General features: G+C 50.7%; 27 protein-coding genes. 11 read left to right on the forward strand and 16 right to left on the reverse strand.

Annotated elements, in window-relative coordinates:
• Positions 1-74 precede the first annotated feature (74 nt).
• The 3 genes from HJG54_RS17955 to gltD are packed head-to-tail and all read left to right on the forward strand — an operon-like array spanning position 75 to position 2,275.
• Entirely contained in the window at positions 75-401 is a 327-nt protein-coding gene (locus tag HJG54_RS17955) for a DUF433 domain-containing protein (protein ID WP_316430405.1), read from the forward strand.
• The gene (locus tag HJG54_RS17960; RefSeq protein WP_316430406.1) at positions 398-748 is read left to right on the forward strand and encodes a DUF5615 family PIN-like protein; all 351 of its coding nucleotides are present in this window, start codon (positions 398-400) and stop codon (positions 746-748) included. The genes HJG54_RS17955 and HJG54_RS17960 overlap by 4 nt, the downstream gene beginning before the upstream one ends.
• A 42-nt stretch (positions 749-790) precedes the next feature.
• Positions 791-2,275: a glutamate synthase small subunit gene (gene gltD, locus HJG54_RS17965; RefSeq protein ID WP_316430408.1), complete on the forward strand. Its 1,485-nt coding sequence runs from the start codon at positions 791-793 to the stop codon at positions 2,273-2,275.
• 155 nt (positions 2,276-2,430) lie between these two features.
• Here the strand turns inward: gltD and HJG54_RS17970 are convergent, their stop codons facing one another.
• Both HJG54_RS17970 and HJG54_RS17975 read right to left on the reverse strand, forming a co-directional pair.
• Entirely contained in the window at positions 2,431-3,186 is a 756-nt protein-coding gene (locus HJG54_RS17970; RefSeq protein WP_316430409.1) for a Uma2 family endonuclease, read from the reverse strand.
• A 29-nt stretch (positions 3,187-3,215) separates the two neighbouring features.
• On the reverse strand, positions 3,216-5,162 hold the full coding sequence (locus tag HJG54_RS17975; RefSeq protein WP_316430411.1) for an FAD-dependent oxidoreductase: 1,947 nt from the start codon (positions 5,160-5,162) through the stop codon (positions 3,216-3,218).
• A gap of 99 nt (positions 5,163-5,261) precedes the next feature.
• On the opposite strand from HJG54_RS17975, the gene HJG54_RS17980 reads away from it, so the two are divergent.
• Both HJG54_RS17980 and HJG54_RS17985 read left to right on the forward strand, forming a co-directional pair.
• Positions 5,262-6,035, forward strand: coding sequence for an ABC transporter permease (locus tag HJG54_RS17980; protein WP_316430412.1), 774 nt, complete (start codon positions 5,262-5,264; stop codon positions 6,033-6,035).
• Positions 6,036-6,105: 70 nt separating this feature from the next.
• Entirely contained in the window at positions 6,106-7,038 is a 933-nt protein-coding gene (locus HJG54_RS17985) for an ABC transporter ATP-binding protein (protein WP_316430414.1), read from the forward strand.
• Between the two features lie 30 nt (positions 7,039-7,068).
• On the opposite strand, the gene HJG54_RS17990 is transcribed toward HJG54_RS17985, so the two are convergent.
• Complete coding sequence (locus HJG54_RS17990) at positions 7,069-7,479, reverse strand: surface-adhesin E family protein (RefSeq protein ID WP_316430416.1); 411 nt, start codon at positions 7,477-7,479, stop codon at positions 7,069-7,071.
• 288 nt (positions 7,480-7,767) lie between these two features.
• Between HJG54_RS17990 and HJG54_RS17995 the strand changes: the two genes are divergently transcribed.
• Together HJG54_RS17995 and HJG54_RS18000 are read left to right on the forward strand one after the other, a co-directional pair.
• Entirely contained in the window at positions 7,768-9,285 is a 1,518-nt protein-coding gene (locus tag HJG54_RS17995) for a thioredoxin-like domain-containing protein (protein ID WP_316430417.1), read from the forward strand.
• A 50-nt stretch (positions 9,286-9,335) separates the two neighbouring features.
• On the forward strand, positions 9,336-9,911 hold the full coding sequence (locus HJG54_RS18000; RefSeq protein WP_316430418.1) for a Uma2 family endonuclease: 576 nt from the start codon (positions 9,336-9,338) through the stop codon (positions 9,909-9,911).
• A gap of 25 nt (positions 9,912-9,936) precedes the next feature.
• Here the strand turns inward: HJG54_RS18000 and HJG54_RS18005 are convergent, their stop codons facing one another.
• The 10 genes from HJG54_RS18005 to HJG54_RS18050 form a co-directional block, all read right to left on the reverse strand.
• Positions 9,937-10,698 carry a rhomboid family intramembrane serine protease gene (locus HJG54_RS18005; RefSeq protein WP_316430419.1) on the reverse strand — a complete coding sequence of 254 codons (762 nt, stop codon included), beginning with the start codon at positions 10,696-10,698 and terminating at the stop codon, positions 9,937-9,939.
• A gap of 98 nt (positions 10,699-10,796) precedes the next feature.
• Positions 10,797-11,135 carry a hypothetical protein gene (locus tag HJG54_RS18010; RefSeq protein ID WP_035997139.1) on the reverse strand — a complete coding sequence of 113 codons (339 nt, stop codon included), beginning with the start codon at positions 11,133-11,135 and terminating at the stop codon, positions 10,797-10,799.
• A 279-nt stretch (positions 11,136-11,414) separates the two neighbouring features.
• Positions 11,415-11,795, reverse strand: coding sequence for a plastocyanin (petE, locus tag HJG54_RS18015; RefSeq protein WP_035997141.1), 381 nt, complete (start codon positions 11,793-11,795; stop codon positions 11,415-11,417).
• 84 nt (positions 11,796-11,879) lie between these two features.
• Positions 11,880-12,398 (reverse strand): photosystem II cytochrome PsbV2, encoded by a 519-nt coding sequence (gene psbV2, locus HJG54_RS18020; RefSeq protein WP_316430420.1) that lies wholly within the window; start codon positions 12,396-12,398, stop codon positions 11,880-11,882.
• Positions 12,399-12,571: 173 nt separating this feature from the next.
• Positions 12,572-13,063, reverse strand: coding sequence for a photosystem II cytochrome c-550 (gene psbV / locus HJG54_RS18025; RefSeq protein WP_035997144.1), 492 nt, complete (start codon positions 13,061-13,063; stop codon positions 12,572-12,574).
• 305 nt (positions 13,064-13,368) lie between these two features.
• A complete protein-coding gene (locus HJG54_RS18030; protein WP_035997148.1) occupies positions 13,369-13,860 on the reverse strand; it encodes a YajQ family cyclic di-GMP-binding protein in 492 nt (163 codons plus the stop codon).
• A gap of 196 nt (positions 13,861-14,056) precedes the next feature.
• Entirely contained in the window at positions 14,057-14,464 is a 408-nt protein-coding gene (locus HJG54_RS18035) for an MAPEG family protein (protein ID WP_316430422.1), read from the reverse strand.
• A gap of 36 nt (positions 14,465-14,500) precedes the next feature.
• Entirely contained in the window at positions 14,501-15,004 is a 504-nt protein-coding gene (locus HJG54_RS18040; RefSeq protein ID WP_035997154.1) for a DNA recombination-mediator protein A, read from the reverse strand.
• Positions 15,005-15,097: 93 nt separating this feature from the next.
• On the reverse strand, positions 15,098-15,814 hold the full coding sequence (locus HJG54_RS18045; protein ID WP_316430424.1) for an FHA domain-containing protein: 717 nt from the start codon (positions 15,812-15,814) through the stop codon (positions 15,098-15,100).
• 571 nt (positions 15,815-16,385) lie between these two features.
• The gene (locus HJG54_RS18050) at positions 16,386-17,261 is read right to left on the reverse strand and encodes an alpha/beta fold hydrolase (RefSeq protein ID WP_316430426.1); all 876 of its coding nucleotides are present in this window, start codon (positions 17,259-17,261) and stop codon (positions 16,386-16,388) included.
• A 276-nt stretch (positions 17,262-17,537) separates the two neighbouring features.
• On the opposite strand from HJG54_RS18050, the gene zds reads away from it, so the two are divergent.
• The 3 genes from zds to HJG54_RS18065 all read left to right on the forward strand — a co-directional run bounded on the left by zds (position 17,538) and on the right by HJG54_RS18065 (position 20,287).
• Positions 17,538-19,007 (forward strand): 9,9'-di-cis-zeta-carotene desaturase, encoded by a 1,470-nt coding sequence (gene zds, locus HJG54_RS18055; protein ID WP_316430427.1) that lies wholly within the window; start codon positions 17,538-17,540, stop codon positions 19,005-19,007.
• Positions 19,008-19,051: 44 nt separating this feature from the next.
• A complete protein-coding gene (locus HJG54_RS18060; RefSeq protein ID WP_316430428.1) occupies positions 19,052-19,669 on the forward strand; it encodes a class I SAM-dependent methyltransferase in 618 nt (205 codons plus the stop codon).
• A 174-nt stretch (positions 19,670-19,843) separates the two neighbouring features.
• The gene (locus HJG54_RS18065) at positions 19,844-20,287 is read left to right on the forward strand and encodes an SRPBCC family protein (protein WP_035997165.1); all 444 of its coding nucleotides are present in this window, start codon (positions 19,844-19,846) and stop codon (positions 20,285-20,287) included.
• Between the two features lie 54 nt (positions 20,288-20,341).
• On the opposite strand, the gene HJG54_RS18070 is transcribed toward HJG54_RS18065, so the two are convergent.
• Positions 20,342-20,731, reverse strand: coding sequence for a VOC family protein (locus tag HJG54_RS18070; RefSeq protein ID WP_316430429.1), 390 nt, complete (start codon positions 20,729-20,731; stop codon positions 20,342-20,344).
• 238 nt (positions 20,732-20,969) lie between these two features.
• Between HJG54_RS18070 and HJG54_RS18075 the strand changes: the two genes are divergently transcribed.
• A complete protein-coding gene (locus tag HJG54_RS18075) occupies positions 20,970-22,286 on the forward strand; it encodes a vanadium-dependent haloperoxidase (RefSeq protein WP_316430431.1) in 1,317 nt (438 codons plus the stop codon).
• A 120-nt stretch (positions 22,287-22,406) separates the two neighbouring features.
• On the opposite strand, the gene HJG54_RS18080 is transcribed toward HJG54_RS18075, so the two are convergent.
• Entirely contained in the window at positions 22,407-22,754 is a 348-nt protein-coding gene (locus HJG54_RS18080) for a Spx/MgsR family RNA polymerase-binding regulatory protein (RefSeq protein WP_316430433.1), read from the reverse strand.
• A 65-nt stretch (positions 22,755-22,819) separates the two neighbouring features.
• Positions 22,820-24,010 carry a glycosyltransferase gene (locus HJG54_RS18085; RefSeq protein ID WP_316430434.1) on the reverse strand — a complete coding sequence of 397 codons (1,191 nt, stop codon included), beginning with the start codon at positions 24,008-24,010 and terminating at the stop codon, positions 22,820-22,822.
• Position 24,011 lies beyond the last annotated feature (1 nt).

Raw genomic sequence — 24,011 nt, forward strand, 5'->3', positions numbered from 1 at the left:
GCATCCTACTTGTCGTTAAATTAAGACACTTGGGATGTCGAGCAAACTAGCGAATAAAACAATAAATACAAAACATGATGAACACGCAAATTATTACAGTGAAAGAATACATTCAGGAACGAGAAGGATGTTACCGAGTTATTGGTAAGCGAGTTTCTCTCGATTCAATCGTTTATGCATTTCTGGCAGGACAATCACCAGAAAGTATCGTCCAATCATTCCCAGCCCTAACTCTAGAGGAGGTCTATGGAGCGATTACTTTTTACTTAAGAAATCGAACTGCGATTGATGCCTATCTAGCTGAAGGAAAACAGCAATTTGAAACGTTGAGGCAACAAGCTAAAGAAACAAATCGCTTACTCTATAAAACGCTATCGGCTAATGCATCTAATCAATCGTGAAGCTTCGTTTTCAGGCAGATGCTGATTTAAACCAAACCATCGTGACAGGAATTATTAGGCGAGCACCGGAAATTGATTTTGAAACATCAAATGCATCAAATCTAAGCGGTTTGAGCGACTTAGAAGTCTTAGCGTTGGCAGCACAAGCCGGTAGAATTTTGGTTTCCCACGATCAACGAACAATGCCAAAGTACTTTGCTGAATTTGTGGCCACTCGAACGAGTTCAGGCGTAATTATCGTTTCACAAAGCTTGTCCATCCAGGAAGCCATCAATAATCTCATCAAACTATGGCAGACAACAGAGGCAGAAGACTGGCTTAACCGAATTGCTTATCTACCGCTCTAATGCTCAGGACAAACAACCCTATTTCAACAAGAGAACACACCTATGGGAAAACCAACTGGCTTCATCGAATTTCTGCGCGAACTGCCCTCGGAAGTGGCCCCCTTAGACCGAATTCGCAACTGGGATGAATTTCATCTGCCCATGCCCGAAGACCGACTGCGCACCCAAGGCGCTCGCTGCATGGACTGCGGCACGCCCTTTTGCCACACGGGCACCCTAATTAGCGGCATGGCCAGCGGTTGCCCGATTAACAATCTGATTCCAGAGTGGAATGATTTAGTCTATCGCGGCCTCTGGCGGGAAGCGCTGGACCGACTGCACAAAACCAACAACTTTCCCGAATTCACCGGACGAGTTTGTCCGGCTCCCTGCGAAGGTTCCTGCGTCCTCGGCATCACCAATCCCCCGGTGACGATCAAAAACATCGAATATTCGATTATCGAAAAAGGCTGGGACGAAGGCTGGATCACGCCGCAAATACCGGCGAAACGCACCGGCAAACGAGTGGCCGTGATTGGCTCTGGACCCGCCGGACTCTGCGCCGCGGCTCAATTAAACACCGCAGGCCATACCGTGACGGTGTTTGAACGGGCCGATCGCCCCGGTGGTTTGTTGATGTATGGCATTCCCAACATGAAGTTGGACAAAGAGCAGGTGGTGATGCGGCGGCTGCAAATCCTAGAAGCTGAAGGCGTCAAGTTCATCTGCAACACGGAAGTAGGCAAAGATTTGCCAGTCGAAACCCTGCTGCGGGAATTTGACGCCGTGGTGCTTTGTATTGGCGCCACCAAACCGCGCGACCTGCCGATTCCAGGCCGCCAGCTCAAGGGGATTCACTTCGCTATGGAATTCCTCACGGCTAACACTAAGGCGGTCCTGGATCGCCAACCAGACGACAGCTTCATCTCAGCCGCTGGCAAGGATGTGGTAATTATCGGCGGCGGAGATACAGGCACCGACTGCGTTGGGACGTCGATCCGTCACGGCTGCAACAGTTTGGTGCAGCTCGAAATTATGCCCAAACCGCCGGAAACTCGCGCTGCTAACAATCCCTGGCCCGAATGGCCAAAAATTTACCGCATGGACTACGGCCAAGAAGAAGCGGCAGCGAAGTTTGGCGATGATCCACGGGTGTATCTCACAACCGCTACTCAGTTTGAAGGCGACGAGAACGGTCAGGTGAAAGCGGTGCATACCGTCGAAGTGCAGTGGGAACGCAACGAAAAAGGCCAGTTTATTCCCAACCCGATTCCCGGTACTGAGAAAGTTTTGCCGGCTCAGTTGGTGCTGTTAGCAATGGGCTTTTTGGGACCGGAACAATTCCTGCTCGATGCGCTGCAACTAGAGAAAGATCCTCGCAGTAATGTCAAAGCTGAGTATGGCAAATATGCCACCAATATTCCCGGTGTGTTTGCCGCAGGCGACTGTCGGCGCGGCCAGAGTCTCGTCGTCTGGGCCTTTAACGAAGGACGAGAAGCAGCGCGGGAGTGTGACCGTTACCTGATGGGCCATACAGATTTGCCTTAGGTCAGTGATGAAAGATCTGGAGCAGCGGAAGATTCTCTCACTGCTCCTTTTGGCAAAACACTTTTTAATTAAACGCCCTAATTTAAATGCTGGAGTGTACAGGCGTTCTGGCAGAACGCCTCCACGTAAATTCTGGTGGATCAACCGAATTGATATTAGGCTTCGGGCAGATGATCCGGATCAAAACCTTGTGAGCGTAAAAATGCCTCTAGCTGTTCTCGCCGCTGTTGTTCTGCTTGGGCACGCTGTTGTTCTGCGGCGGCGCGTTCTTCTGGTGTCAGGTAGCGATTGCCCTGCTGGTCAAACCAGGCTAACTGCTCCTGCGGCAGGTTGCCAAAGACAACTTGACACCGCCCAATGCCTAATCCAGTCTCTGCCATCCAGTACGGCTCTCCGCTCTGCAACTGATACTCACCAGCCTCCAGCTTGTACACCTCAAACGGTTGGTGCCGGTCGCGCTGCCCATACTCCGGGTTGTACACCACATAGTACAACACCCCTAGCTTGGCGTAGATCCTCATCTTTTCGTCATATTCGCCCCTTGGCGTTTGCGATACCATTTCCAGTACCAGAATCGGCACCACTCCGTTTTCTTCCCAGACTGCGTAGCTCTTGCGATACTTACCCCCCTTTTTGCGCTCCACGCCAATACTCAAAAAGGCATCCGGCACGACTGGAATGCGGGGATTGTCGCCGGTGGTGTGATAGACGGCCATATCGACGCCAAAGTACCAATCTATTCGCTCAGCCCAGATTGAGTTGAGCAGAAACAGCAGCATGTTGGGCAGCAGATTTTGTTCCTCATTGTCCACGGGCGTATCGTCGGAACAGGGGAGTTCATCAGTAGAGGGCAGGTGTTGTAGGTCAATCGGCAGCATGGCGGCACCTCCAGCATCCTCAGGTGGATTCATTGTAGCCTGAGCGAAATATGCTTGTTGATTCAAATCTGCAAGATGCCTTCGGGATTGACCGAAAAAATTGCCCGCCGCTGGAGTCCTTCCCGATGCAGCACTTCGTTTGCCGCCAACAGGCCACTGCTGACCGCCCGCTCCATCAGGCCGCAGGGAAACGGCATCTTCACCCAATCGCCAGCAAACAGCAAATTCAAGATCGGCGTAGCGGTTTCCGGGCGGTTGGCGTAGCTGTGGGGCGGATAGCCGGAGAAATTCTTTTGGTTAACTAATTCACGGTGCAGGAGTGTGGCTTGCCGCAAAGACGGCACAATCTCGTACAGTTCCTGCTCAAAAGTGGCAATTAGGTCTGCCTGAGTGGGGAATTCCTGCTCTTTGTAGCAATAGGCATGCAGTTCGACCACACTGCCTCCGGTGCGTTCGGCCCAGGCAATAAACTGATCCTGAATCCGGTGATACAGCGTGATACTGTCGGTGAGACGATAGCCGGAAAGCGACGTGAAATCGCTATGAAACCATTCAAAGTCTCGATCAAACCAAAACCGACATACAGCAAACGGATCGGCAATGGCAAGCGATTGAATCTGCTGCTGTAATTGAGCTGGAACATCACCGGATACGTGATTGAATAAATACTGTGTCCCTGGAACATCGGTAGCAAAGACGTAATAATCGGCTTGCAGTTGGTGGGCTGGCGTTGTTGTCCCTTCTGCTCCAACGAGCTGAATTTGATCCACCTGCTGCTGCACAACTTTGAATCGCGGCAAATCTCTTTCTGCTGGAGCACGCACCACTCGCCCCTGGGCATCAAACACCGCACCGTGACAGGGACAATGAAACTGCCCGTCTGCCTGCGGCTGCACCGTACAGCCTTGATGGGTACAGGTGAGGGAAATCGCCTCGTTTCCATTCTCGCTGACAGCAAACATCTGATCGCCTGCACCATAGAACCGCTTGGTCATAGTGCCAACGTTTGCGGCAAACAGCGGATTCCGATCTACCCAAAACGGCACCGAGGCGCTGACCTCACCGACCTGATACTTGAGCGTTTGAATCCGATCCTCTGCATATTGAACGTCACTGACAATTGCATTCGTTATAATTTTGCCGCCGTTTTGCAGAATCGCCTCAGCAATCGGCTGCACCAGCGACGTGCCCATGTCCTGCTTCGTCCCGTTAAAGGCCAGCCCTTCTGGGTTGCCAAAAAAGTAAAAGTGGAAAAACTGCATTAGCTCGGCAGCGCTCATCAGATCCGGCGCATTCAGGCTGGATTTGGCAAAGGGGAGAAAGTAGAGGTCGTACAGCCCGCGCGGAAAGTCGCTTGCCACCCATTCCGCCACCGAGAGGTGATCCAGCTTCTGGTAGCTTTTTTGGGGATGGAAGCCAGTTATGGCGCGAAACACTTGCCAATGCTTGGGATGGGTCAGATTAATTCCCCAGCGCAGCCGGTTAGGAGAGGCAATTGCCAGATCCACAATGTTCCACGGGAAGGCCGAGTGGCTAGGGCGAAACACCTCTGGCTGATACTGGTTTTCCCGAAACACCACCGAATAGAATTTCAGATCGACAAAGTTTTGCTGAATCCCCAGCTCTGCTACCAAGCTCTTGAGGTTGTAGTATTGCGGGAAAAAGCCATGAAAGCCATGCTCCATCTGAAACTGATCGCCTCCGACCTGAATCGGCCAGCTCGCAATTTTGCCACCCAACTGGGGCGAGCGTTCCAACAAAGTAACAGCAAACCCCCGTTGGCTCAGCTCATAGGCACAGGCCAACCCGGCCAACCCGGCTCCCACGACTACCGCGGTTTTCGGCTGACTGAGGTGGCGAGGTAAATCCAAAACATCGGGCTGATGCACTGTGGGCTGCGGTTTGCTGAAGCGAGAATAGCCCAATAGCCCAGCCGTGGCTCCAATTCCAAAGGTTTTTAGCAGGGCACGACGAGAGAGGGAAAACGAGAGAATATCCTGGTGATCCACGCGAAACCGAACTCCTCAGAGTAGACTTCTTTTAAGCATTGATCCGGTCAAACCAATTGCCGCTTTTCCAAACGATTTCTTCCACTTGCTAAACAGCTCATGAAGTATTGGTACGAAACCTTAGCAGTCGCGCAACGAATCTTAACCGAACTTTTGAGACGCCGTCGCAGTTTAATTTTTTGGAGCATTTTTCCTGTTTCGGTACTGCTGCTGAACGGATTCATTTTGGCCGAACGGGCCAACCTATCGATGCAGCAAGCCTTTGAGAATGCGGCTCCGGTTACGTTGGTGGGTGCGGCGTTGTTCTTTAGCTGCTTGGGTGGCAGTGTTTCGACCGTGGTGGGTGAACGGGAACAGCTCACCCTAAAGCGATTGTTCATTTCACCGCTGAGCGGCACGTCCTATTTTCTGGGAATTTTTCTGGCTCATTGTGCAATTGGACTGGGGCAAACGCTGCTAGTGTATCTGATCGCCGCCGTTTGGGGAGCACGATTTCAAGGTTCACTGGGGCTAGGGTTAGCCATCCTATTGCTGAGCATCGCTGCCTATGTTGGCGTTGGCTTTGTGTTGGGAACCCAGTTGGCAAAACGCACCGAGGATGTGAATGCCCTGGTTGCGGCCTTTGGCGTGCCACTACTGATTCTGGGGGGGGCATTTTTACCCAGTTCGCTGTTTCCAGAGTCGCTGTTGAATTTGGCTCAGTTCAACCCGATTTATCACATGAACGAAGCTCTGCTCAAGGTCTCTGCCAATGGTGACGACTTTGCCGCCATTGAGTTCCACTTTTGGTTTCTGGCGCTGTTTGCGCTGGCAATGGTGATCGCGGGCTGGCTCTCTTACCGGCGGATGCTGCAAGTCGAGCGGCAGTTGTAAGTCGCGTCTTTGGGAAACTTCCTGACCCGAACCCAAGACATAATGGATTGAGCCTCTATTCTTCTAACCTGTGCTGCAAATCAACAGTCTGTACAAATCCTATGGTCAGCGTCCGGTTTTGCAAAGTCTGTCGCTCAAGATTCCGGTGGGTGAGGTCTACGCGCTCCTGGGTCCGAATGGGGCTGGCAAAACCACGACGATCAATATCATCTGTAATCTGTTGCAAGCCGACAGCGGCACAGTTTTGATCAACGAGCAGCCAGTATCCAACAAAACCAAGCGATTGATTGGGATCGCGCCGCAGGAAAATTTGCTCTACAAGTCCTTGAGCTGCGCTGAGAATTTGCAGTTTTTTGGCCGTATTTATGGGCTGTATGGACGGAAACTGCAACAGCGAGTCAGAACCTGTCTGGAAGCGGTGAATTTAGCCGATCGCGCCAACAGCCCAATCGAAACGCTGAGTGGCGGTATGCAGCGCCGCATGAATGTGGCTTTGGCTCTGGTGCATCAACCCAAGCTAGTCATTCTGGATGAACCGACCACGGGACTCGACATCGAAGCTCGCCACGAAATTTGGACGCTGATCCAGCAGTTGCAGCGTCAAGGCATCACGATTTTATTGACCACTCACCTGCTCGATGAAGCAGAGCGGCTTGCCAACCGGATCGGCATTCTGAAGCAGGGGCGGATTGTGGCCGAAGGCAGCCTAGACGAATTGCGTCGCCTGATTCCCGCCAAAGAGGTGATCATCGTTCAAACACCCGAACCTAAGAAGGTGATCGACCGCGCCCGTAAGTGTGGCTTTACGCCCCGGCCCTACAATAATGATCTGGCGTTTTGGCTGCCCAAACACATGGAGCTGAAGGAGATTGTCGATCGGTTTGAAGGGGTTGAGCTAATTTCGATTGCGCGACATCCGATACGCTTAGAGCATATTTACCTAGAAGTGACCCAACGCGCTGCCAGTAATATGCTGCCCACTTCAGCATCTGCCAAATCTTAAAATTGCTAACAGACTAAGATTGCTGACAAACTAGGATTGCTCACATACAAACCGAGCTGCGGCCTCCCCCGTGCTGCCTAGCATTGACTCTGCCAGTCCGCCAGTCTTCTCGTAATCCACTCGACGAATCACCTGCCGATCGGAGTTAAACAGCACCAAGCGCTGAATTCGACTCGTATTTGCATCACAATTCACCGAGCGGTAGATCATCATGCCATAAACGGGCTGATTGCTGGCGACTCCAATCGATGGGCTGCGGCGCAGCTCCCGGTATTCCCAATAGCGCACTTGATTTTCATTCCGCTGAATTGAATCTTGATTCACCAACACCCGATCGCCCATCGAGTTGGTTGTCACTTCAACCCAGGCTTCGGCTGCCATTCCTACAGGCGCGTAAACCCACAGCCCACTCAACACAACCCAATTCAGCAATCCTCGCATAACCACCTGCTTGTTATAGCAATTCTCCTACGGCATTTCTTTTGTAACAAATCACACTAGGCCCTGCCCAACGGCTGCTTATCTTACCGCGATCTAGACTAGATGAGAAACCGATTGATTCGATAGCTAAGCCGAATAACCAGCCGAGTCATATGCGTTCCTCCTAATCAGACCACTGACCGCGACATTAAACTGCTCGCCCACTGCCAATTCCGTCCCACTGCTTGTAGCAGCAAGCCCTATAAACTCAGAACTTAAAACTCAAAACTCAAAACTAAGAATTGTCTTATGGTCCGCGTTCGTGCTCCCGAACTGCCTCATGACTACGACTGGTTAAATACAGCGCAGCCCCTCTCGCTCAAACAACTCCGAGGCCGAGTTGTGCTGCTCGACTTTTGGACTTATTGCTGCATTAACTGTTTGCATATCTTGCCGGACCTCCACTACCTAGAGCAGAAGTACAAAGGTTGCCTGACGGTGATCGGAGTACATTCGGCCAAATTTGACAACGAAAAAGACGTAGAAAACATTCGCCAAGCAATTCTGCGCTACCACATCGAGCATCCGGTGGTAGTAGACCAAGGCTTTCATCTCTGGCAACACTACACGGTTCGGGCTTGGCCTACTGTCGTGGTGATCGATCCAGAAGGGTATGTGGTCGGGGCTGTATCCGGAGAAGGCAAGCGCGATTTTCTCGACGAGCTGATCGCCAAACTGATCGAAGAGCATAAAGGCAAAGGCACAATTAACGTTCAGGAACTCAACCAGCGCTTAGAAAAAGAAAACGCCGCCATTCATCCCCTCGCCTTTCCAGGTAAAGTCCTGGCGGATCAAGCAACCGACTCGCTGTTTATTGCCGATACCGGCCACCATCGGATTGTGATTACTACCCTGGCTGGTGAAGTGAAGCAAGTAATCGGCAACGGAGATGCCAGCCTTTGGGACGGGGATTTTGGGGAAGCTCAATTTTCCTCTCCTCAAGGCATGGCGTTTGATCGAGAGCATCAGTGCCTCTATGTGGCTGATACCGACAATCACTCGATCCGGAAAGTAGATCTGCAAAGGCAAACGGTTGAAACTATTGCTGGCATTGGACACCAGAGCCGCAACCTGCGTCCCCACCAAGGCGATGCCCACGAGACAGCACTCAACTCACCCTGGGATGTGGTGATATCTGGGCATTTTTTGCTGATCGCGATGGCCGGTTCTCACCAAATCTGGGCCTTGAACTTGGTTGATGACGCGCTGGGCACCTTGATCGGTACCGGAGCCGAAGCCTGTGTGGATGGCGGGACAGAAGTGGCTACCTTTGCCCAGCCGAGTGGCTTGGCAACCGACGGCAAGGAACTGTTTGTAGCCGACAGTGAAGGCAGCACGATTCGGGCCGTCACACTCGACAAAGCGCCTCAGGTGCGGACCGTTTGTGGCAGCGGCGATTTGTTTGGGTTTGGCGATCGAGATGGGCAGGGCGAGGACGTGCGGCTTCAGCACTGTATGGATGTCGAGTACGGCGGCTCGAACCAGCTCTGGATCGCAGACACCTATAACCACAAGATCAAGCGGGTGGATCTGGCAACCGGTATCTGCCAAACGCTGCTTGGTAACGGCGAACCGGCCCTGCGCGACGGCCAAGGCTTAACTGCTAGTTTTTATGAACCCTCTGGCTTAAGCATGGCTGGCAACTGGCTGTTCATTGCCGACACCAACAATCACGCAATTCGGCGCGTCCACCTGAAAACGCTGACCGTCAGCACTCTGGAAATTCCAGGACTTTGTGCTCCCCAAGCCTGTTTTGATCTAACCTGAAATTAAATTCATCAGCAGAGCTAGTTCTGACCAGCAATCGAGTTAATTCTATGACTCAAACAACCTCAAATCAGCCAAATTATCAACGCTGGACCAGCGCTGATTTGGAATTGCTGCCAGATAGCGAATGGAAGCGCTACGAGATTGTAGCTGGAGAATTGTTGATGACTCGTGCACCTCACTTAGGCCATCAAGATGCCATTGGCCGCATCTATGCACGCTTACTCTTTTGGTCAGAGGAGACCCAGCTAGGTCAGCCCTTTTTAGCCCCTGGTGTCGTCTTTTCCGATGTCGATGACGTAATTCCAGACGTTGTCTGGATCAAACAAGAACGGCTAGCCGCCATTGTCGATGAAGCTGGACATCTAACAGCAGCCCCCGATCTAGCTGTGGAAGTGCTATCTCCAGGCTGGCAAAACGAGCGCCGCGATCGGGAGCTGAAACTACGACTCTATTCTCTTAAAGGTGTTTTGGAGTACTGGATTGTGAACTGGCAGCTTCGAGAAATCGAAGTTTATCGTCGCGAAAGTGGACAACTCCAGTTGATCGGTACATTGCGATCTGAGGATTACCTAACCTCGCCACTCCTACCAGGTTTTCGCTGCCAAGTTGCCCACTGCTTTTGAAAGAATCTGAGAGGACGGGTCTTCGCTAGTAGGTCGTCGTATCCTCAGAAAAGGTTTTCGTGCCTGCACTTGAGAATAACCCAAATATTGGCCCCAAAATTGCTCCTACGACAAAACCACCAGCGTGCGCCCAGTAGGCAATTCCCCCGCTTTCCATGCCAATATTGGCCGGTGCACCCAAGCTAGCAAAACCATACAGCGCCTGTTGAATAAACCAAATGCCCAAAAACACCACTGCCGGTACGCGAAACGTGAAAAAGAATAGGAAAATCGGCACAAGTCCCAGGATCCTTACTTGTGGGAAGCGCAATACATAGGCTCCTAACACACCCGCAATCGCGCCACTTGCTCCCAGCGAAGGAATGCCAGAATTTGCCGCAAAGAAATACTGGGCCAACCCAGCTAAAATACCGCAGAGTAGATAAAAGATCAGAAACCGCACATGCCCCATCTGGTCTTCGACGTTGTTGCCAAAAATCCAGAGATACAGCATATTGCCGCCTAGATGCAGCAGACCAGCATGCAGAAACTGCGAAGTAACTAGCGTTACCGCTTCTCCTGGAACCGAATAGCCTGGTATTCCCTGAAGACTAGCCGTCAGCTCTGCCGGTACAACCGCCCAACTATGAAAAAAAGTTTCTAGGCTCGGCCCCATCAAACTAGCTTCGTACAAAAAGGCCAAAATATTTAGGATAATCAGCCCGTAAGTGACGTAAGGCGTGGTTTGGCCTGGATTTTCGTCGCGAATTGGAACCACAGCGATGCCCTCAATTGTCGATAAAAGCATTGTAAGGGGAGATTAGGTCATTCGGAATCGCTGGCGCGTCCAACTTCTGACAGATCTTGAATTGATTCAAAACTTAACGTTATAGCAATCTGGATCAGCTACCACTCTGCACAATCCTGCTGACTCAAATGCCGCGCAATCACAATCGCTTCTTCAGGCGTAAACCGAATGGGTATACCGGGTTCCCACGATTCCACATAAGTACGCCGAAAAATTCCTTCGCAGGTAAAGCTATAGGTCTGCTGAATCCGCCATTGAGGAACATCCCGATAGCGGTAGTGAACTAGGGTGAGAACGGCTAATTCTAACGACGAATCAATCGGCAGTTCTCCTTCCACCTGCGAAAAATCGTTTAAGCCCGTCAGACCCCTTGCTTCACGCCGCTGCTGCTCCTTCAGACGGTTGAGCAACACTTCTAGGCTATCTGCTTCACCCATATTTTCCTTAACCACAAAAATTAATACATAAGTACTAAAAGAATAGTACCAGAGGTGCAGGCAAGGGAGATAGTATTTGCAAAATTTTCTGCGGGGTTGGCGAACTGCTATTCAAACAAGATAGGGCAAGAATCAAATCTTACTCAGGTGCGGTAAATGCCTACCCAGAGACGACTTAACTCTTGCCCTATTCTGCTTTTTCGTGTTTTTGAGACCAGTTTGCTACCACACGGAGTTCAAACTCTAGATTAGAGTTTCTACAGCAAAATTATTGAACAACTATTGGACAACAACTTTGCCGGCCATGCCTGCTCCCCGGTGAGGAGAACAGTAGTAGCTGTAGGTTCCAGGCGCATCGAAGGTGACTTCGTAGGATTCACCCGGCGAGAACATCAGCTGATCGTGAGACTTATTAGCCGCATCCCCTTCAAACACGATGTTGTGGGGAGGGAGTTTGTTATTGACCCACTTAACAGTGTCGCCCGCTTTGATCGTTACAGTCGAAGGCTCAAAGGCCAACATACCGCTGTCAGCACCCATTTTGACGGTAACGGTATCAGCAGCAGCAGGAGAAACTGCCATGAAAAAGCTGCCAATTACCAATACAACCGCACACAGGGCGAGACTTAAACTCCGCGAGACAGAAGAAATCAGTTTCATGAAATACCTCGGAGATTTAAGTTAAATTCATTCTCACTGAAAATTTTATCTTGAATGCTACCCTTTACCATCCTGACTACCCCTTCAAAAGGTAGTATTTCCCCAACCGGGCGCTTTTTGAGCTGAGCGCAAAATGAATGCAGAGACATTCTCGGCGTCTTCCTGCGACAGCCAACTTTCTGGCACCTGACGGCAAGCATAGGTTTCTTCGCTACCGTCGTAGGTCATGGGCTGCCTTAAGAAGGTGACCAAGTTCAAAACCATATCGCGAGGAGGGGTAGCCCCGCGCAGTGCCTCTAGTGACAGGGGCACCGTTGGATTGGGCAAGGTTGCACCTCCAACATGACAATTCTTGCAATTGTCCTCAAAGAATCGCTTCCCGGCTGACAAATCTGCTGCCGAAAAGACGCGAGTTTGACCCTCGGCATTCATTACCAACGACACAGGTTCTTGCACATCTAAATAGCGGCGGACATAGGGATCAACATTATTTGCCTTACTACTTGCCCAACTTGGCGATCCGAAGCCGAACAAGCCGCAGCCGATAAATAACAGAAATGCTGCAAAACGCAGACAAATGTTACGCCCAGGCAAAAATGGCATGGCAGGGCAACAACCTATTTCTAACTTCGATGTTCAGCCTAATGATGTTTAACTTGTTCTAAGCTAGAGCAGCACAGCAATCTTAATATCAGAATGCCATGCTGCAATGACTATCTTAATTACCGAAAACCCGTCCAGATTTTCAGCAGTAGATTGGGCTTAGTAGATTGGGCTTAGTAATAGATCTTGCCGCCGCCCCATTTCACACCAACCACCTTCGGTTGCAGCAGAATGTGCCCCGCAATCGCAACAAGGTCATCCTCAGTTAGGTTACGCATCTTGGGGAAAATGTCTGTGCTTTGGGTACTGGGATGCAGTTCTGCAATCGAATCAGCACCGTCGAACGTAGTGGGATTGTGCATGTAATCGACTAGCGCTTCCAAGTTGTCGCGTCGCGGAGTCGCTAACGCTAGTGTCTCTGGATCGAGACCAACGTTGGGGTCCGTTTTGGTGATGCCACCCACATGGCACTGCCCACAGGCATAGTTGAACAGACGCTTACCTTCAGACACTTGGGCCAAGCTAAGCGTAACCGTTTCTCCTTGTTCATTCAGCGGCACAGTCCGGGTGGCTTCATCCAGTTCAGCAGCAACCGCTCCTCCAGCAAACATTTGAAACGCCAGAAATACGGTAAGCGCAACAAGCCAGATGCATTTCTTAAACATGGTTCTCCTTGAAAGCGTCCTCAGTTATCGGAAGTTTTACATGAGTTCAACACAGCGATACCCAATCCGGCGGGCAGCAGGATGAAAGGGGAAAGATGAAGGATGAATAGGCTGATCGTAAACTGTAGCCTTTGAGCAAACCTGAGGATGCTAAATGGTGCAGACTGGTTAAAACCGTTCCGGCACATCCTTCATGCTTACCTCGTCAACCTCTTGCCTGACTGAGATTGAGCTTACTCATTCAATATCATGCCACTGAATGGACCCTTTCCCAAGTCAGGGTTTGTGATCCAGAAACTTCTTGGCTAGCGATAGTTCGTGAACTGCAAATCGACCGGATAGTCTTCCTGCTTCAACCGCTGAATTACGGCCTGTAACTCGTCCTTAGACTTGGCAGAGACCCGCACCGCATCGCCTTGAATCGACGCCTGCACTTTCTTAAACTCATCCCGGATCATTTTGGAGATTTGCTTGGCAATTTCGGCGCTGATGCCCTTGCGCAACTTAATTTCTTGCCGCACCCGGTTGCCGCTGGCTGGTTCTACCTTACCGTAGTCAAAAATCTTGAGAGACAGGTTACGCTTAGCTGCTTTCGTCTGCAGAATGGTGTGGATGGCCTGCAGGGTAAAGTCACTGTCGGTGTTGACAGTGATGACATCGTCTCCCAGTTCTAGGGTCGTTTTAGTGTCTTTCAGATCATAACGAGTGCCAATTTCTCGCGTGGTTTGATCGATAGTATTCACCAACTCCTGCCGATCGAAGTCACTAACCACGTCAAATGAGTATGTAGAAGCCATGTGTAAATCGGATGCAGTTAGATATCTTACAAAAAACTCGAACGAGTAAAATTTGAATTCGGGTCACTATTTCAGCGGTTTCCAGTTTAGAAGCGGAAAACCCCAGCGGTCATAATATATCGATAGTCTACCGAAAGTTTACCTAACTTTCAGCCGCTCTGATCCACCAGCAATGATCCCAAACTAAGATCCCAAACTAAGACAACTGCATTAGGCTCGAAATCATTAGCACCGCAATGCTGGCCGACCCAACTCCAAACATCAACGATCGCAAAATAGGCAGATTCAGGATGTAGAAGCTGGAGTAGAGCAATCGCGCACTCAAGTAGGCAAGCACCGCTCCAGTTGCTAAAGGCCCATCGACTTGAGTGACATGGGCCATTAATGCCGCCGCTGTGAATAGGGAGAAAGACTCAAACGAGTTCTGGTGTGCCCATGTTGCTCGTTGGGCATAGGCCGGCAGCTTGTCAAACAAAGCTCGCGGAGCAGCAATGTCATAGCCCGCCTTAACTCGCCCATAGGCTACCACGAGAAAAGGCACATAAACTAGTACAGCTGCTGCAACAATACCATAGAGTAGAAGAGCAGAAGTTGGAAGCTGCATAAGGAGGGGCTAGAAAGCCAGGAACAACAATCATAGCTAATCGAAATAAAACAGCGTTACAACTTTGCGTTGCTCCTCCGCATCTTGACAGGTCTTCAGTAGCGTTTGGCTATCGTGGAACGCGAAGCAAATGAGCTGTTGACAGCGAGAGATAATTTCCTGGTTACAAATAGCGCTGGCCTCAGCAAGCGATAGATGATCGTTTTCTGGGTTCTCCACTAAATGGATCACCTGTTCAAGCTGCTCGCGTGATTCTCTCGGTTGACGCTCTAAACTCTGGGGCAAGATCACCGTTAATAGGTTGGGATCAGCCCGCATAGCACCTCGGATAGCAGCGGAATTGGTTCCTGTTGCACCAGAAGTTAAAAGATGATTGCCCGACAGCACCAAGGCGTAGCTCATTAGCTCGATCAAATGCTGATGGGTAATAGGGACGTGACGAGATCCCAGCAGAGCAATGCGCTTAGATCCAGTTTGCTGAATCGCTGCTAGCTCCTGCAAAAACTCATCGACTTTGGGCAGATCTACAGATTGACTCAAAGACTAAAAAACTATACATCAACGAACGACCACGCTATTGTAGCAGGTGTCAGGGATGAACGATAGAAGTCTTTAGTCGTATCAAAATAAGAGCTATTCCGAGTCACCTAAACGCAAAAAGCCCGAAGTTTCATGGTATAGGTCTAAAGTTGGAATACTGTCTTCTTCCACATCTTCGGCCTGTTCGCTCACGACCTGCACTGCGATTCCTACTTCAGAAGCAGTTGCTTGGGCCGCAGCCTGATGGTGGGCAAGGCGAGTGACAACTTCCGCCGGTAGTGGTTCCAGGGTTTTCGTGGATTGGCAGAGGAAGAAGGTGAAGGCCACACTGCCTAGGCGCACCTGGTCTCCATCCCTAAGCAGTACCTGGCGAACTAGTTCACCGTTGACAAAGGAATGGTTACGGCTGCCCAAATCAATTAGGTAAAAGCCTTGATGCGGCACATACCTGATGGCAGCATGGCAACGGGAGAGCCGGATGTCTTGAATCGAGATAAACGAACGACGCGGATCCCGTCCGATAACCCAGGTCTGCTGAGGTTGCATCAAAGCCTGCGTTTTACCCTGCATCAGATTGGTCACTAGGTATCCCTGTTCGTCAGACATAAACCCTTGCACATAGGCCGAAGTCATGCCTACTGAGGTGCTGCTTGAGTTTTCCAGATCCAAAATCTCATCCAGCAGCCCACGGTGATGTTCATAGAGCTTTTGAAATACCTGGTACAACTTCAAGCGCTCTTGGAGTTCTGCGTACTCGCTCATATTGACCAGGGAGGAAGTGTATGCTGCCAATTCATTTCGATTTGCCATACCAAGACAGTCCTAGATTGTTTCCGACGGAGTGAGAAGATAGATGCTGCCAAAAAGACTGTGTGCAGGTTGTGTGCAAGTTGTGAATTCGGTAGAACTTTTGAATGGTCTCTAGCAGGTAGAATACCTCCACAGTCATGAGATCATCGATCATTTAGAGCCATCAGTCTTTAGAGCAACCAGTGTCTAGAGCAATGCGCAACGTAAAGACGTCTTTGTCTAAAAACTTTTTGCTTAAAAGCTAATTGCCTAATGCCAACTATCCAGTAACCTAACCAGTATTAGGACGATGCGCGCCCTGCTCGTGAATCTACTGAGGGTGGAACTAGGAAAAGACGAGGTCTGAAGTGGGCGTACTTAATGCCCAGCCTACAACCGATCAAGTTTTGGCCTTTTGATGTCAACCTTAGCAAATGCTGGATTGGCCTCTGATAGCATCAACTGATCGACAGGAACACGCAGCCGTTGTGGCAGTTTTCCTAACCAACATAATTTTCCAAATCCCAGCTTAGGGTGTCCACTTAAGCAAAATAACCGCGAAATTACGGGAAATTTCGGAGAGACCTAACTACTAGGGCTTAAAGAAATCTAATAATTCCCGGTTGACGGTTTGAGGCACTTCCTGTTGGATCCAATGACCGCAGTGACGCAAAAGCTTGAGATTGAAGGAAGCAGAGACCAGCCGGTCCATGCGCTCGGTTAATTTTTGGCTAAAGAGAAAATCCTCTTCGCCCCAAAGCACTAAAGTGGGAACAGTAATCGGCGTGGGCGAGTGCCCCCAATTAGCCAACCAGGTTTGAGGTGAAAGGAACTGGCGGTAATAATTCAGCACTGCCGATAGGACACCAGGTTTTTCTAATGCTGCCTGGTAAATCTCCGTATCTTTGGTGGTAAAGGCACCTTTGCGAATAGCCTGCCCCTGAAATAAACCTTTGACAATACCCGGCAGATTTTGGCGAATCAACCATTCGGGCAGGGCAGGAACTTGCAAGGCCAGTAAATACCAGCTGCGGCGCAACTGATCCACATTGCCGATCATCTCCTGCATCAACTGCTGCGGATGGGGAGCATTGAGGATAACAAGGCGATCGAGCAGATGGGGAAATTTGTGAGCGAGGTGCCAAGCAATGGTACCGCCCCAATCGTGCCCAACAATATGGGCCTGAGTATAGCCGAGACGTTCGATTAAACCGCGAATGTCACCGCTGAGGGTATCTAGGTCGTAGCCAGTTGCAGGTTTATCAGAGTCGTTGTAGCCCCGCAAATCAGGCACCACGACTTTAAAGTGCTTTGCCAAGGCCGGAATTTGATGACGCCAGGAATACCAAAACTCAGGGAAGCCATGCAAAAGCACAACCAGTTCACCTTCCCCCTGAGTTACGCAGTGCAAGCGAATGTTGTTCGTTTCAATGAAGTGATGTTGCCAACCAAGACTAGTTGCAGTCATAGAATGATGTGAGAGTTGCCAGAAAATGTAGAGCCTACAGACAGTAATTGCGAAACTAGCAATTTTAGTGAAGCGAGGTCGTTTTGCGGCGCTGCTAAAACTGCATTGCTTAGACTTCGAAGCTTCAACGTCAAGATACCCAGCTACCGGATGCGATTCGTCCTATTGCACCCTAATTAACCAGCATAGCTAGATTTGGTGAACTCTAGCGTAGAGTCATTTTATATCCCTCATTCCTTTAAAATATGTAAAGGTTTTTTAGAATTGGGTTTGGACATGCGCGTTGCGATCGTTGGGGCAGGATTGGCTGGGTTGGCTGCGGCTGTAGAACTGGCAGACGCAGGACATGCGGTTGAAATTTACGAAGCTCGTTCATTTGTGGGCGGCAAAGTAGGAAGCTGGATTGATGCAGATGGGAACCATATCGAGATGGGTCTGCATGTCTTCTTCAACAACTACTACAACCTGTTTGCTCTGCTGAAGAAAGTGGGCGCGTTTGAATTTCTCTTGCCCAAGGAGCATGTACATACCTTTATTAATAAAGGCGGCGACATCGGCAAGCTCGACTTTCGCTTTCTGTTTGGGGCACCGTTCCACGGTTTGAAGGCATTTTTCACCACCGAACAGCTGACGGTTGTAGACAAGCTACAAAATGCGCTGGCGTTAGGGACTAGCCCAATTGTGCCGGGTTTGGTTAACTATGACCTGGCTATGAAATGGATCCGGTCGCTGGATCGAATTAGCTTCGCCGACTGGTTTCGCAGTCACGGTGGCTCTCAGCGCAGCCTAGAGCGGATGTGGGATCCAATTGCCTTGGCGTTGGGCTTCATCGACACTGAGCAGATCTCGGCTCGCTGTATGCTGACTATTTTTATGATGTTTGCTGCTAAAACCGAAGCCTCGCGGCTCAACCTATTGGCCGGTTCACCAAACGAGTATATTCATAAGCCCATCTTGGACTATATTCAGGCTCGCGGTGCTCAAATTCATACCCGTCGCCAAACCCGGCAAATTTTGTTTGAAGAGCAGAACGGACAGGCACAGGTTACCGGCCTCGTGATTGCTAACGGCGACACGGAAGAAACCGTTACGGCCGATGTTTATCTGGCTGCCTGCGATATACCAGGCATTCAACGACTGCTGCCCCAGGAATGGCGTAAATGGCGCGAGTTTGACAATATTTACAAGCTGGAAGCCGTCCCGGTCGTGACGGTGCAACTCCGGTTTGACGGTTGGGTCACCGAAATGCAGGATGCTACCGCACGGCAGCAGCTCGACCATGCTGCCGGGATTGATAACCTGCTCTATAGCGCCGATGCCGATTTTTCCTGCTTTGCCGATCTGGCCCTCACCAGTCCCAAAGATTACTACCGCGAGGGACAGGGGTCGCTGATGCAGGTAGTCCTGACTCCGGGCGATCCGTTTATCAAAATGAGTAACGAAGAAATTGCCCAACATGCCCTGCAGCAGCTTCATGATCTCTTTCCCTCGTCGCGTGAACTCACGATGACCTGGTTCAATGTGGTCAAGTTGGCTCAGTCGCTTTATCGAGAAAACCCCGGTATGGATGTCTATCGTCCACCGCAAAAAACGCCTGTTCCCAACTTCTTCTTGGCAGGCAGCTACACGCAGCAAGACTATATCGATAGCATGGAAGGGGCAACCATCTCCGGTATGCAGGCCGCTGCTGCAATTCTGGAACCGACTGGGTACAAAGTTAAAGGAGCTGGGCTGTTTAAGTACTGAGTTTGAGTGGTCTGCCACCAAGCCTTAGGGATCAGGAGAAATCAATGGGCTTTTACTCCGAAAAAATTCTGCCCTATTTGCTGGACTGGTCGCTCTCTGACCCCAAAATTGCTGCATACCGCCGCTCGTTGCTAGCAGAAGTACAAGGCGAAGTGCTGGAGGTCGGCTTTGGCACAGGTTTGAATCTAGCCTACTATCCAGAGCAGGTTGAGAAAATTATTACGGTTGATCCCAATCCTGGCGTTCATGCTCTGGCTCAGAAGCGAATTCAATCCTCGCCCATTGCCGTCGAGCACTGTTTGTTGGGCAGTGAACATTTGCCGATGGCCGATCACAGCTTTGATAGCATCGTTAGCACCTTTACGCTTTGCAGTATTCCTGGCGTCGAGCAAGCGCTGCAAGAAATTCACCGGGTGCTGAAGCCAGGTGGGCGGTTCTTCTTTGTAGAACATGGCTTGAGCAAGGAACCCAATATTCAGGTTTGGCAAAATCGCCTGACGCCGCTGCAGAAAATCATCGCAGACGGCTGCCACTTCAACCGCAACATCCGTCAACTGGTTGAGAATCAGTTCTCCACAGTGACTATAGAAGAATTCTATGCAGAGGGATTGCCCAAACTCGCTGGTTACCTTTACAGAGGCATTGCAACCAAGGCTGCCTAGGTCTTAACCCTTGACTCAACTCCTGTCTATCGAACGCAGAAGGACGAAAATCGCAACGGTTGAAAAACTCGATACATCACTCACAATAAAGAGAGCGCTCAAATAGAGTAATCTGCTCAAGTTGCCTTCAGCAAAACGACCTGCTATCTGTTCTCCATACCCCTAATCCTCCTTATGTCCGACTGGCTTGAACACACTGTACAAATTGAAGTTGAAACCCCCATCAACGTTGTTTGGGATCTTTGGTCGGATTTAGAACAAATGCCGAAATGGATGAAGTGGATCGAGTCAGTGAAAGTGGTTGAGAACGATCCAGATCTATCGCGGTGGAAGTTGGCATCTGGTGGGTTTGAATTTAGCTGGTTATCGCGGGTTACTCGAGTAGTTACCCATCAAATCATTCAGTGGGAATCGGTCGATGGTTTACCCAACCGGGGCGCAATTCGCTTCTACGACCGAGGCGACCACAGCATTGTGAAGATGACGGTTGCTTATGCAATCCCAGGCATTTTAGGCAAGCTGATGGATAATCTATTTCTGGGCCGGATTGTAGAGTCTACGCTTAATGCCGACTTGCAGCGATTCCGCGAGCTGGCGGTAAAAACGAATCAACCCTGAGGTTGGGGTCAGATGTCAACCGTTGCGTCAGAGGCCGTCACACCAGAACTTCACCTATTTCAGTGCATAACTGCTCTGGTACTCGATCAGCTCTAACTCGTTCCCGTCCGGGTCATATAGGTAGGCCCGGAATCGAGTTTCTGGAGCATCATCCATCAAGCTGTATTCAATGCCATGGTTATCGAGCGCGGCCTGCATCGCTCCACCGTCTTGAATCACAAAGCCAACATGGTTGATGCCAATACTGTAGTAAGACTGGTGGGTTCTGGGCGTTTGGCTTGCCTCCTGCATGAGGGAGAGATAAAACCGGTCGTTGCCCAAGTGGAGCCACCCTGCACCTTCGGCTCGCACGTACCAATCGGGGAATAGAGTTTGGTAAAACTGCCGCGTCACGTTGATATCACGACAGGAAAGGTTGATGTGCTCAAATCGTTGGAAATTCATAAATCCTCCAAAATTGCCATAGCCTGGAACCTAACTCACTGAAGCTAAACTTTCTAAAGTTTTTTCTATCAAAACTCTAGTCAAAATCAGTTGATTTGACCATAGAGATTCATACTCATTACGAGTATGAGTTACTGCAGGTGAGCGAGAGTACCCACAGGGGGAATGTCGAAGCTGGAGCGGTTTTCCAGAATGGTGGCATTGAGTTCCAAATCGTCACCTACAGGAGAAGACAGGAATGGATGCAATTCTTTACTGGAATGATGTCGCCCTAGAAGCCGTTGCCCGCGACCATACTGGCTCACCCGCCCCCTTAGAGCAAGGCGGACCCACTCGCACCGCTCGCGCTCTGGCAATTGTGCATTTGGCAATGTATGACGCGTTTAACAGCATCACCGGCTCCTACACGCCCTATTTGCCCAACTTACCTATGCCCACACCGGGAGCCTCGGTCAATGCTGCGCTTGGAGCCGCTGCTCTCACCACCCTCAGCCAGCTCTACCCCAGTCAATACCCTCGGTTTTTGCAAGCTCATCAAGCGTTCTTGGCAGGATTAACCGATGGAGCTGTGGCTATCACCGAGGGGCGGGAACAGGGGCAGCAAGTCGCAGAAGCTTTGTTGACCTTACGGCAAACGGACGGCTCATCGAACAGCGTGCCTTATGTATCAAGCCCCGATCCCGGCAGGCATCGTCCTGATCCACTCAATCCAGCTCAAGGCTATTTGACACCGCACTGGGGCCAGGTGAAACCATTTGGTATCACCTCTGCTGAAGATTTCGTCGCCGACCCATTCCCGCCGCTAGATAGTGCTCGCTATGCCCAAGACTTTAATGATGTGAAGGAAAAAGGGGCGTTGACTGGCGGTACCCGCACCCCCGAAGAAACGACAATTGGCTTGTTTTGGGCCTATGATGGCGCCCAAAAACTGGGGACACCGCCTCGCCTCTACAACCAAATTGTGCGCGTGATTGCGGAACAACAGCTCAACACGCTAGAGCAAAGTGCTCGTCTCTTTGCGTTGGTGAATATGGCAATGGCCGATGCTGGGATTCAGTGCTGGTACTCCAAGTATTTCTACAACATCTGGCGTCCAGTAGTGGGCGTGCGGGAAGCCGATGCCTATTGGGGTCCTTCTGGCGTGGGGGATGGCAATCTCGAAACCGCAGGCGATCCCTACTGGCTGCCATTAGGAGCACCCCGGACGAACCAAGTGGGCGCTAAGAATTTCACACCAAATTTCCCGGCCTATCCATCTGGACATGCGACCTTTGGGGCTGCCTCGTTAGATATGGTGCGATTGTTCTATAACAATGACAATATTGCGTTTGAGTTTGTCTCGGATGAGCTGAATGGCGAAAGCTTAGATGTAGAAGGCTATGTGCGGACCAAACACAGCCGTCCATTTGCTCGCCTGTCTGACGCAATCGAGGAGAACGGTCGCAGTCGGGTTTACCTAGGCGTCCACTGGCAGTCGGATGCTGTAGCTGGCATCGCTTCGGGTCAACGAATTGCCGAGTATCTCTACACCAACTACCTGCTGCCTACCATTTGACTAACGCGATGTTGTCGCGTTTTGCTAAGAGTCTTTCAACGCAGGCATTGACGAGTCTAGCCTTATCTGAGGCCATTCTAGGGCTAGGTTGGGGTTGTATCTACCGCTCCGAGCATCCCCTCAGGAGTTGAGCGCTTGCCGAACCGCATCTTCTTTAAACCCCACCGCAACCGCTGTACCATCCTTCACAAACAAGGGGCGTTTGAGCAGCATGGCATCTTTACTGAAGGCATCGATCCACTGCTCCTCAGTCCAGCTATCCTTCTGATCGCCCAGTGCCCGATAGGATTGACCAGATGTGTTGCGCATCGGTTTGTAGCCCAGTGTTTTGACCCAGGCTTGAATCATGTTGCGGCTGGGAGGCTGCTCTTTGGTGTTGATGAATTCGTACTCGATGCCGTTAGCTGCCAACCACTGAAATGCTTTTTTGCAGGTGCCGCAGGTGGGAATGCCGTAAACCTGAATCATTGTTGTTGCTGCTGTTAAACCACAAGCTCTAGATCATAGAAGAGGAGGGACATCAGAGGAACGGGTCAAGCCGAGAGTTTCAGCGGTCGTCCCCGCCAAGTCCAGCCCCAGCCAGTTTCGGTTTTAATAATTGAACCAATCGCTACGGCTGCCACGGCCACTCCCCCCAACCCCATCAAATACCAATAGTTAGGTGCAATTCCAGTAACCGGATAGAGCTGCCGCCGCGCATCATACTGCAGGGCTATCACGCTCGCTGCCGACATTAGGATGCCAACCCAAACGCTCGTCCATCCATCCAAAGCAATTTGGCTCAATCCAATCAGTAAGCCCAACCACGGCACGGTGCAGATCAGCAGCAGCAGCCCCACAAACAGGAGTGAGCCGGTTAGATTACGCTGGGTTGCCAGATAAAAGTTTTTTGTCCAACCTTCCCAGAGGGCCGCACCGGAACGATACATTCGCACTGTCGCTAACTCTCTGCCCAAGATAAATTTCAGCCTCAGGCCAGTGAACTTAATCCGACGAGCTAATTCCACATCCTCCACCACCTGATCGGCCACGGCTCGATGACCGCCAATTTTGTCATAAGCGCTGCGACGAAACAGCATGAAGGGACCAGCCGCAAAGGCCGTATCGGTCTTTGGATCGTTCACAGCCTCAAAATTGAAGCCAATCAGGATCGTGCTGATGATCAAAGGCTGCACAAGCCACTCTGCCAAGCAACCACACTCAATGGCTGGGGCACAGCTCAGTAGATCAAGCTGCTCTTGCTGCATTGTCTGCACCGCTGTTTCAATTGCACCGGGCTGTAGCCGTACATCCGCATCCAGGAACAGCAGGAATTCACTGGTCGTTTGTTCAACTGCTTGAGTACAAGCCCAATTTTTACCCATCCATACTTCCCCTGTAGGCCTGGGTTGGCCTTGCAATAGGTGGAGGCGTGGGTCATTGAGCCGCTGTTGCAGAGCTTGCGCAATCGCCCAGGTTGAATCACTCGATTGGTCGTTCACCATCCAGACCTCTAGGGTCTCTGCTGGAAGGGTGGTGCAATTGAGGATGCTGAGCAGGCAGGATTCGATATTTTCAGCTTCGTTGTAGACCGGCACAATTACCACAACGGGGGGGCTGGGCTGGAAGGGAGTTGCTGCAAGGGCAAGGTTGGGTGCTTGCTGGCTAAATCGTCGCAGCTTGGTGCTGTAAAGCACAGCTGTAAGTAGCGATAGAGCCAGTAGAAGCAGTAGAACTAGTGTCACC

The organism is Leptolyngbya sp. NK1-12, assembly GCF_032598965.1.
GTDB lineage: Bacteria > Cyanobacteriota > Cyanobacteriia > Elainellales > Elainellaceae > Elainella.

What these genes read in the sequence shown, in the direction of transcription:
- HJG54_RS17955 (WP_316430405.1), top strand. Translation starts at nt 75, where the DNA reads ATGATGAACACGCAAATTATTACAGTGAAAGAATACATTCAGGAACGA.
- gltD (WP_316430408.1), top strand. Translation starts at nt 791, where the DNA reads ATGGGAAAACCAACTGGCTTCATCGAATTTCTGCGCGAACTGCCCTCG.
- HJG54_RS17970 (WP_316430409.1), bottom strand. Translation starts at nt 3,186, where the DNA reads ATGAATCCACCTGAGGATGCTGGAGGTGCCGCCATGCTGCCGATTGAC.
- HJG54_RS17980 (WP_316430412.1), top strand. Translation starts at nt 5,262, where the DNA reads ATGAAGTATTGGTACGAAACCTTAGCAGTCGCGCAACGAATCTTAACC.
- HJG54_RS17990 (WP_316430416.1), bottom strand. Translation starts at nt 7,479, where the DNA reads ATGCGAGGATTGCTGAATTGGGTTGTGTTGAGTGGGCTGTGGGTTTAC.
- HJG54_RS17995 (WP_316430417.1), top strand. Translation starts at nt 7,768, where the DNA reads ATGGTCCGCGTTCGTGCTCCCGAACTGCCTCATGACTACGACTGGTTA.
- HJG54_RS18000 (WP_316430418.1), top strand. Translation starts at nt 9,336, where the DNA reads ATGACTCAAACAACCTCAAATCAGCCAAATTATCAACGCTGGACCAGC.
- HJG54_RS18005 (WP_316430419.1), bottom strand. Translation starts at nt 10,698, where the DNA reads ATGCTTTTATCGACAATTGAGGGCATCGCTGTGGTTCCAATTCGCGAC.
- HJG54_RS18010 (WP_035997139.1), bottom strand. Translation starts at nt 11,135, where the DNA reads ATGGGTGAAGCAGATAGCCTAGAAGTGTTGCTCAACCGTCTGAAGGAG.
- petE (WP_035997141.1), bottom strand. Translation starts at nt 11,795, where the DNA reads ATGAAACTGATTTCTTCTGTCTCGCGGAGTTTAAGTCTCGCCCTGTGT.
- psbV2 (WP_316430420.1), bottom strand. Translation starts at nt 12,398, where the DNA reads ATGCCATTTTTGCCTGGGCGTAACATTTGTCTGCGTTTTGCAGCATTT.
- psbV (WP_035997144.1), bottom strand. Translation starts at nt 13,063, where the DNA reads ATGTTTAAGAAATGCATCTGGCTTGTTGCGCTTACCGTATTTCTGGCG.
- HJG54_RS18030 (WP_035997148.1), bottom strand. Translation starts at nt 13,860, where the DNA reads ATGGCTTCTACATACTCATTTGACGTGGTTAGTGACTTCGATCGGCAG.
- HJG54_RS18035 (WP_316430422.1), bottom strand. Translation starts at nt 14,464, where the DNA reads ATGCAGCTTCCAACTTCTGCTCTTCTACTCTATGGTATTGTTGCAGCA.
- HJG54_RS18045 (WP_316430424.1), bottom strand. Translation starts at nt 15,814, where the DNA reads ATGGCAAATCGAAATGAATTGGCAGCATACACTTCCTCCCTGGTCAAT.
- HJG54_RS18050 (WP_316430426.1), bottom strand. Translation starts at nt 17,261, where the DNA reads ATGACTGCAACTAGTCTTGGTTGGCAACATCACTTCATTGAAACGAAC.
- zds (WP_316430427.1), top strand. Translation starts at nt 17,538, where the DNA reads ATGCGCGTTGCGATCGTTGGGGCAGGATTGGCTGGGTTGGCTGCGGCT.
- HJG54_RS18060 (WP_316430428.1), top strand. Translation starts at nt 19,052, where the DNA reads ATGGGCTTTTACTCCGAAAAAATTCTGCCCTATTTGCTGGACTGGTCG.
- HJG54_RS18065 (WP_035997165.1), top strand. Translation starts at nt 19,844, where the DNA reads ATGTCCGACTGGCTTGAACACACTGTACAAATTGAAGTTGAAACCCCC.
- HJG54_RS18070 (WP_316430429.1), bottom strand. Translation starts at nt 20,731, where the DNA reads ATGAATTTCCAACGATTTGAGCACATCAACCTTTCCTGTCGTGATATC.
- HJG54_RS18075 (WP_316430431.1), top strand. Translation starts at nt 20,970, where the DNA reads ATGGATGCAATTCTTTACTGGAATGATGTCGCCCTAGAAGCCGTTGCC.
- HJG54_RS18080 (WP_316430433.1), bottom strand. Translation starts at nt 22,754, where the DNA reads ATGATTCAGGTTTACGGCATTCCCACCTGCGGCACCTGCAAAAAAGCA.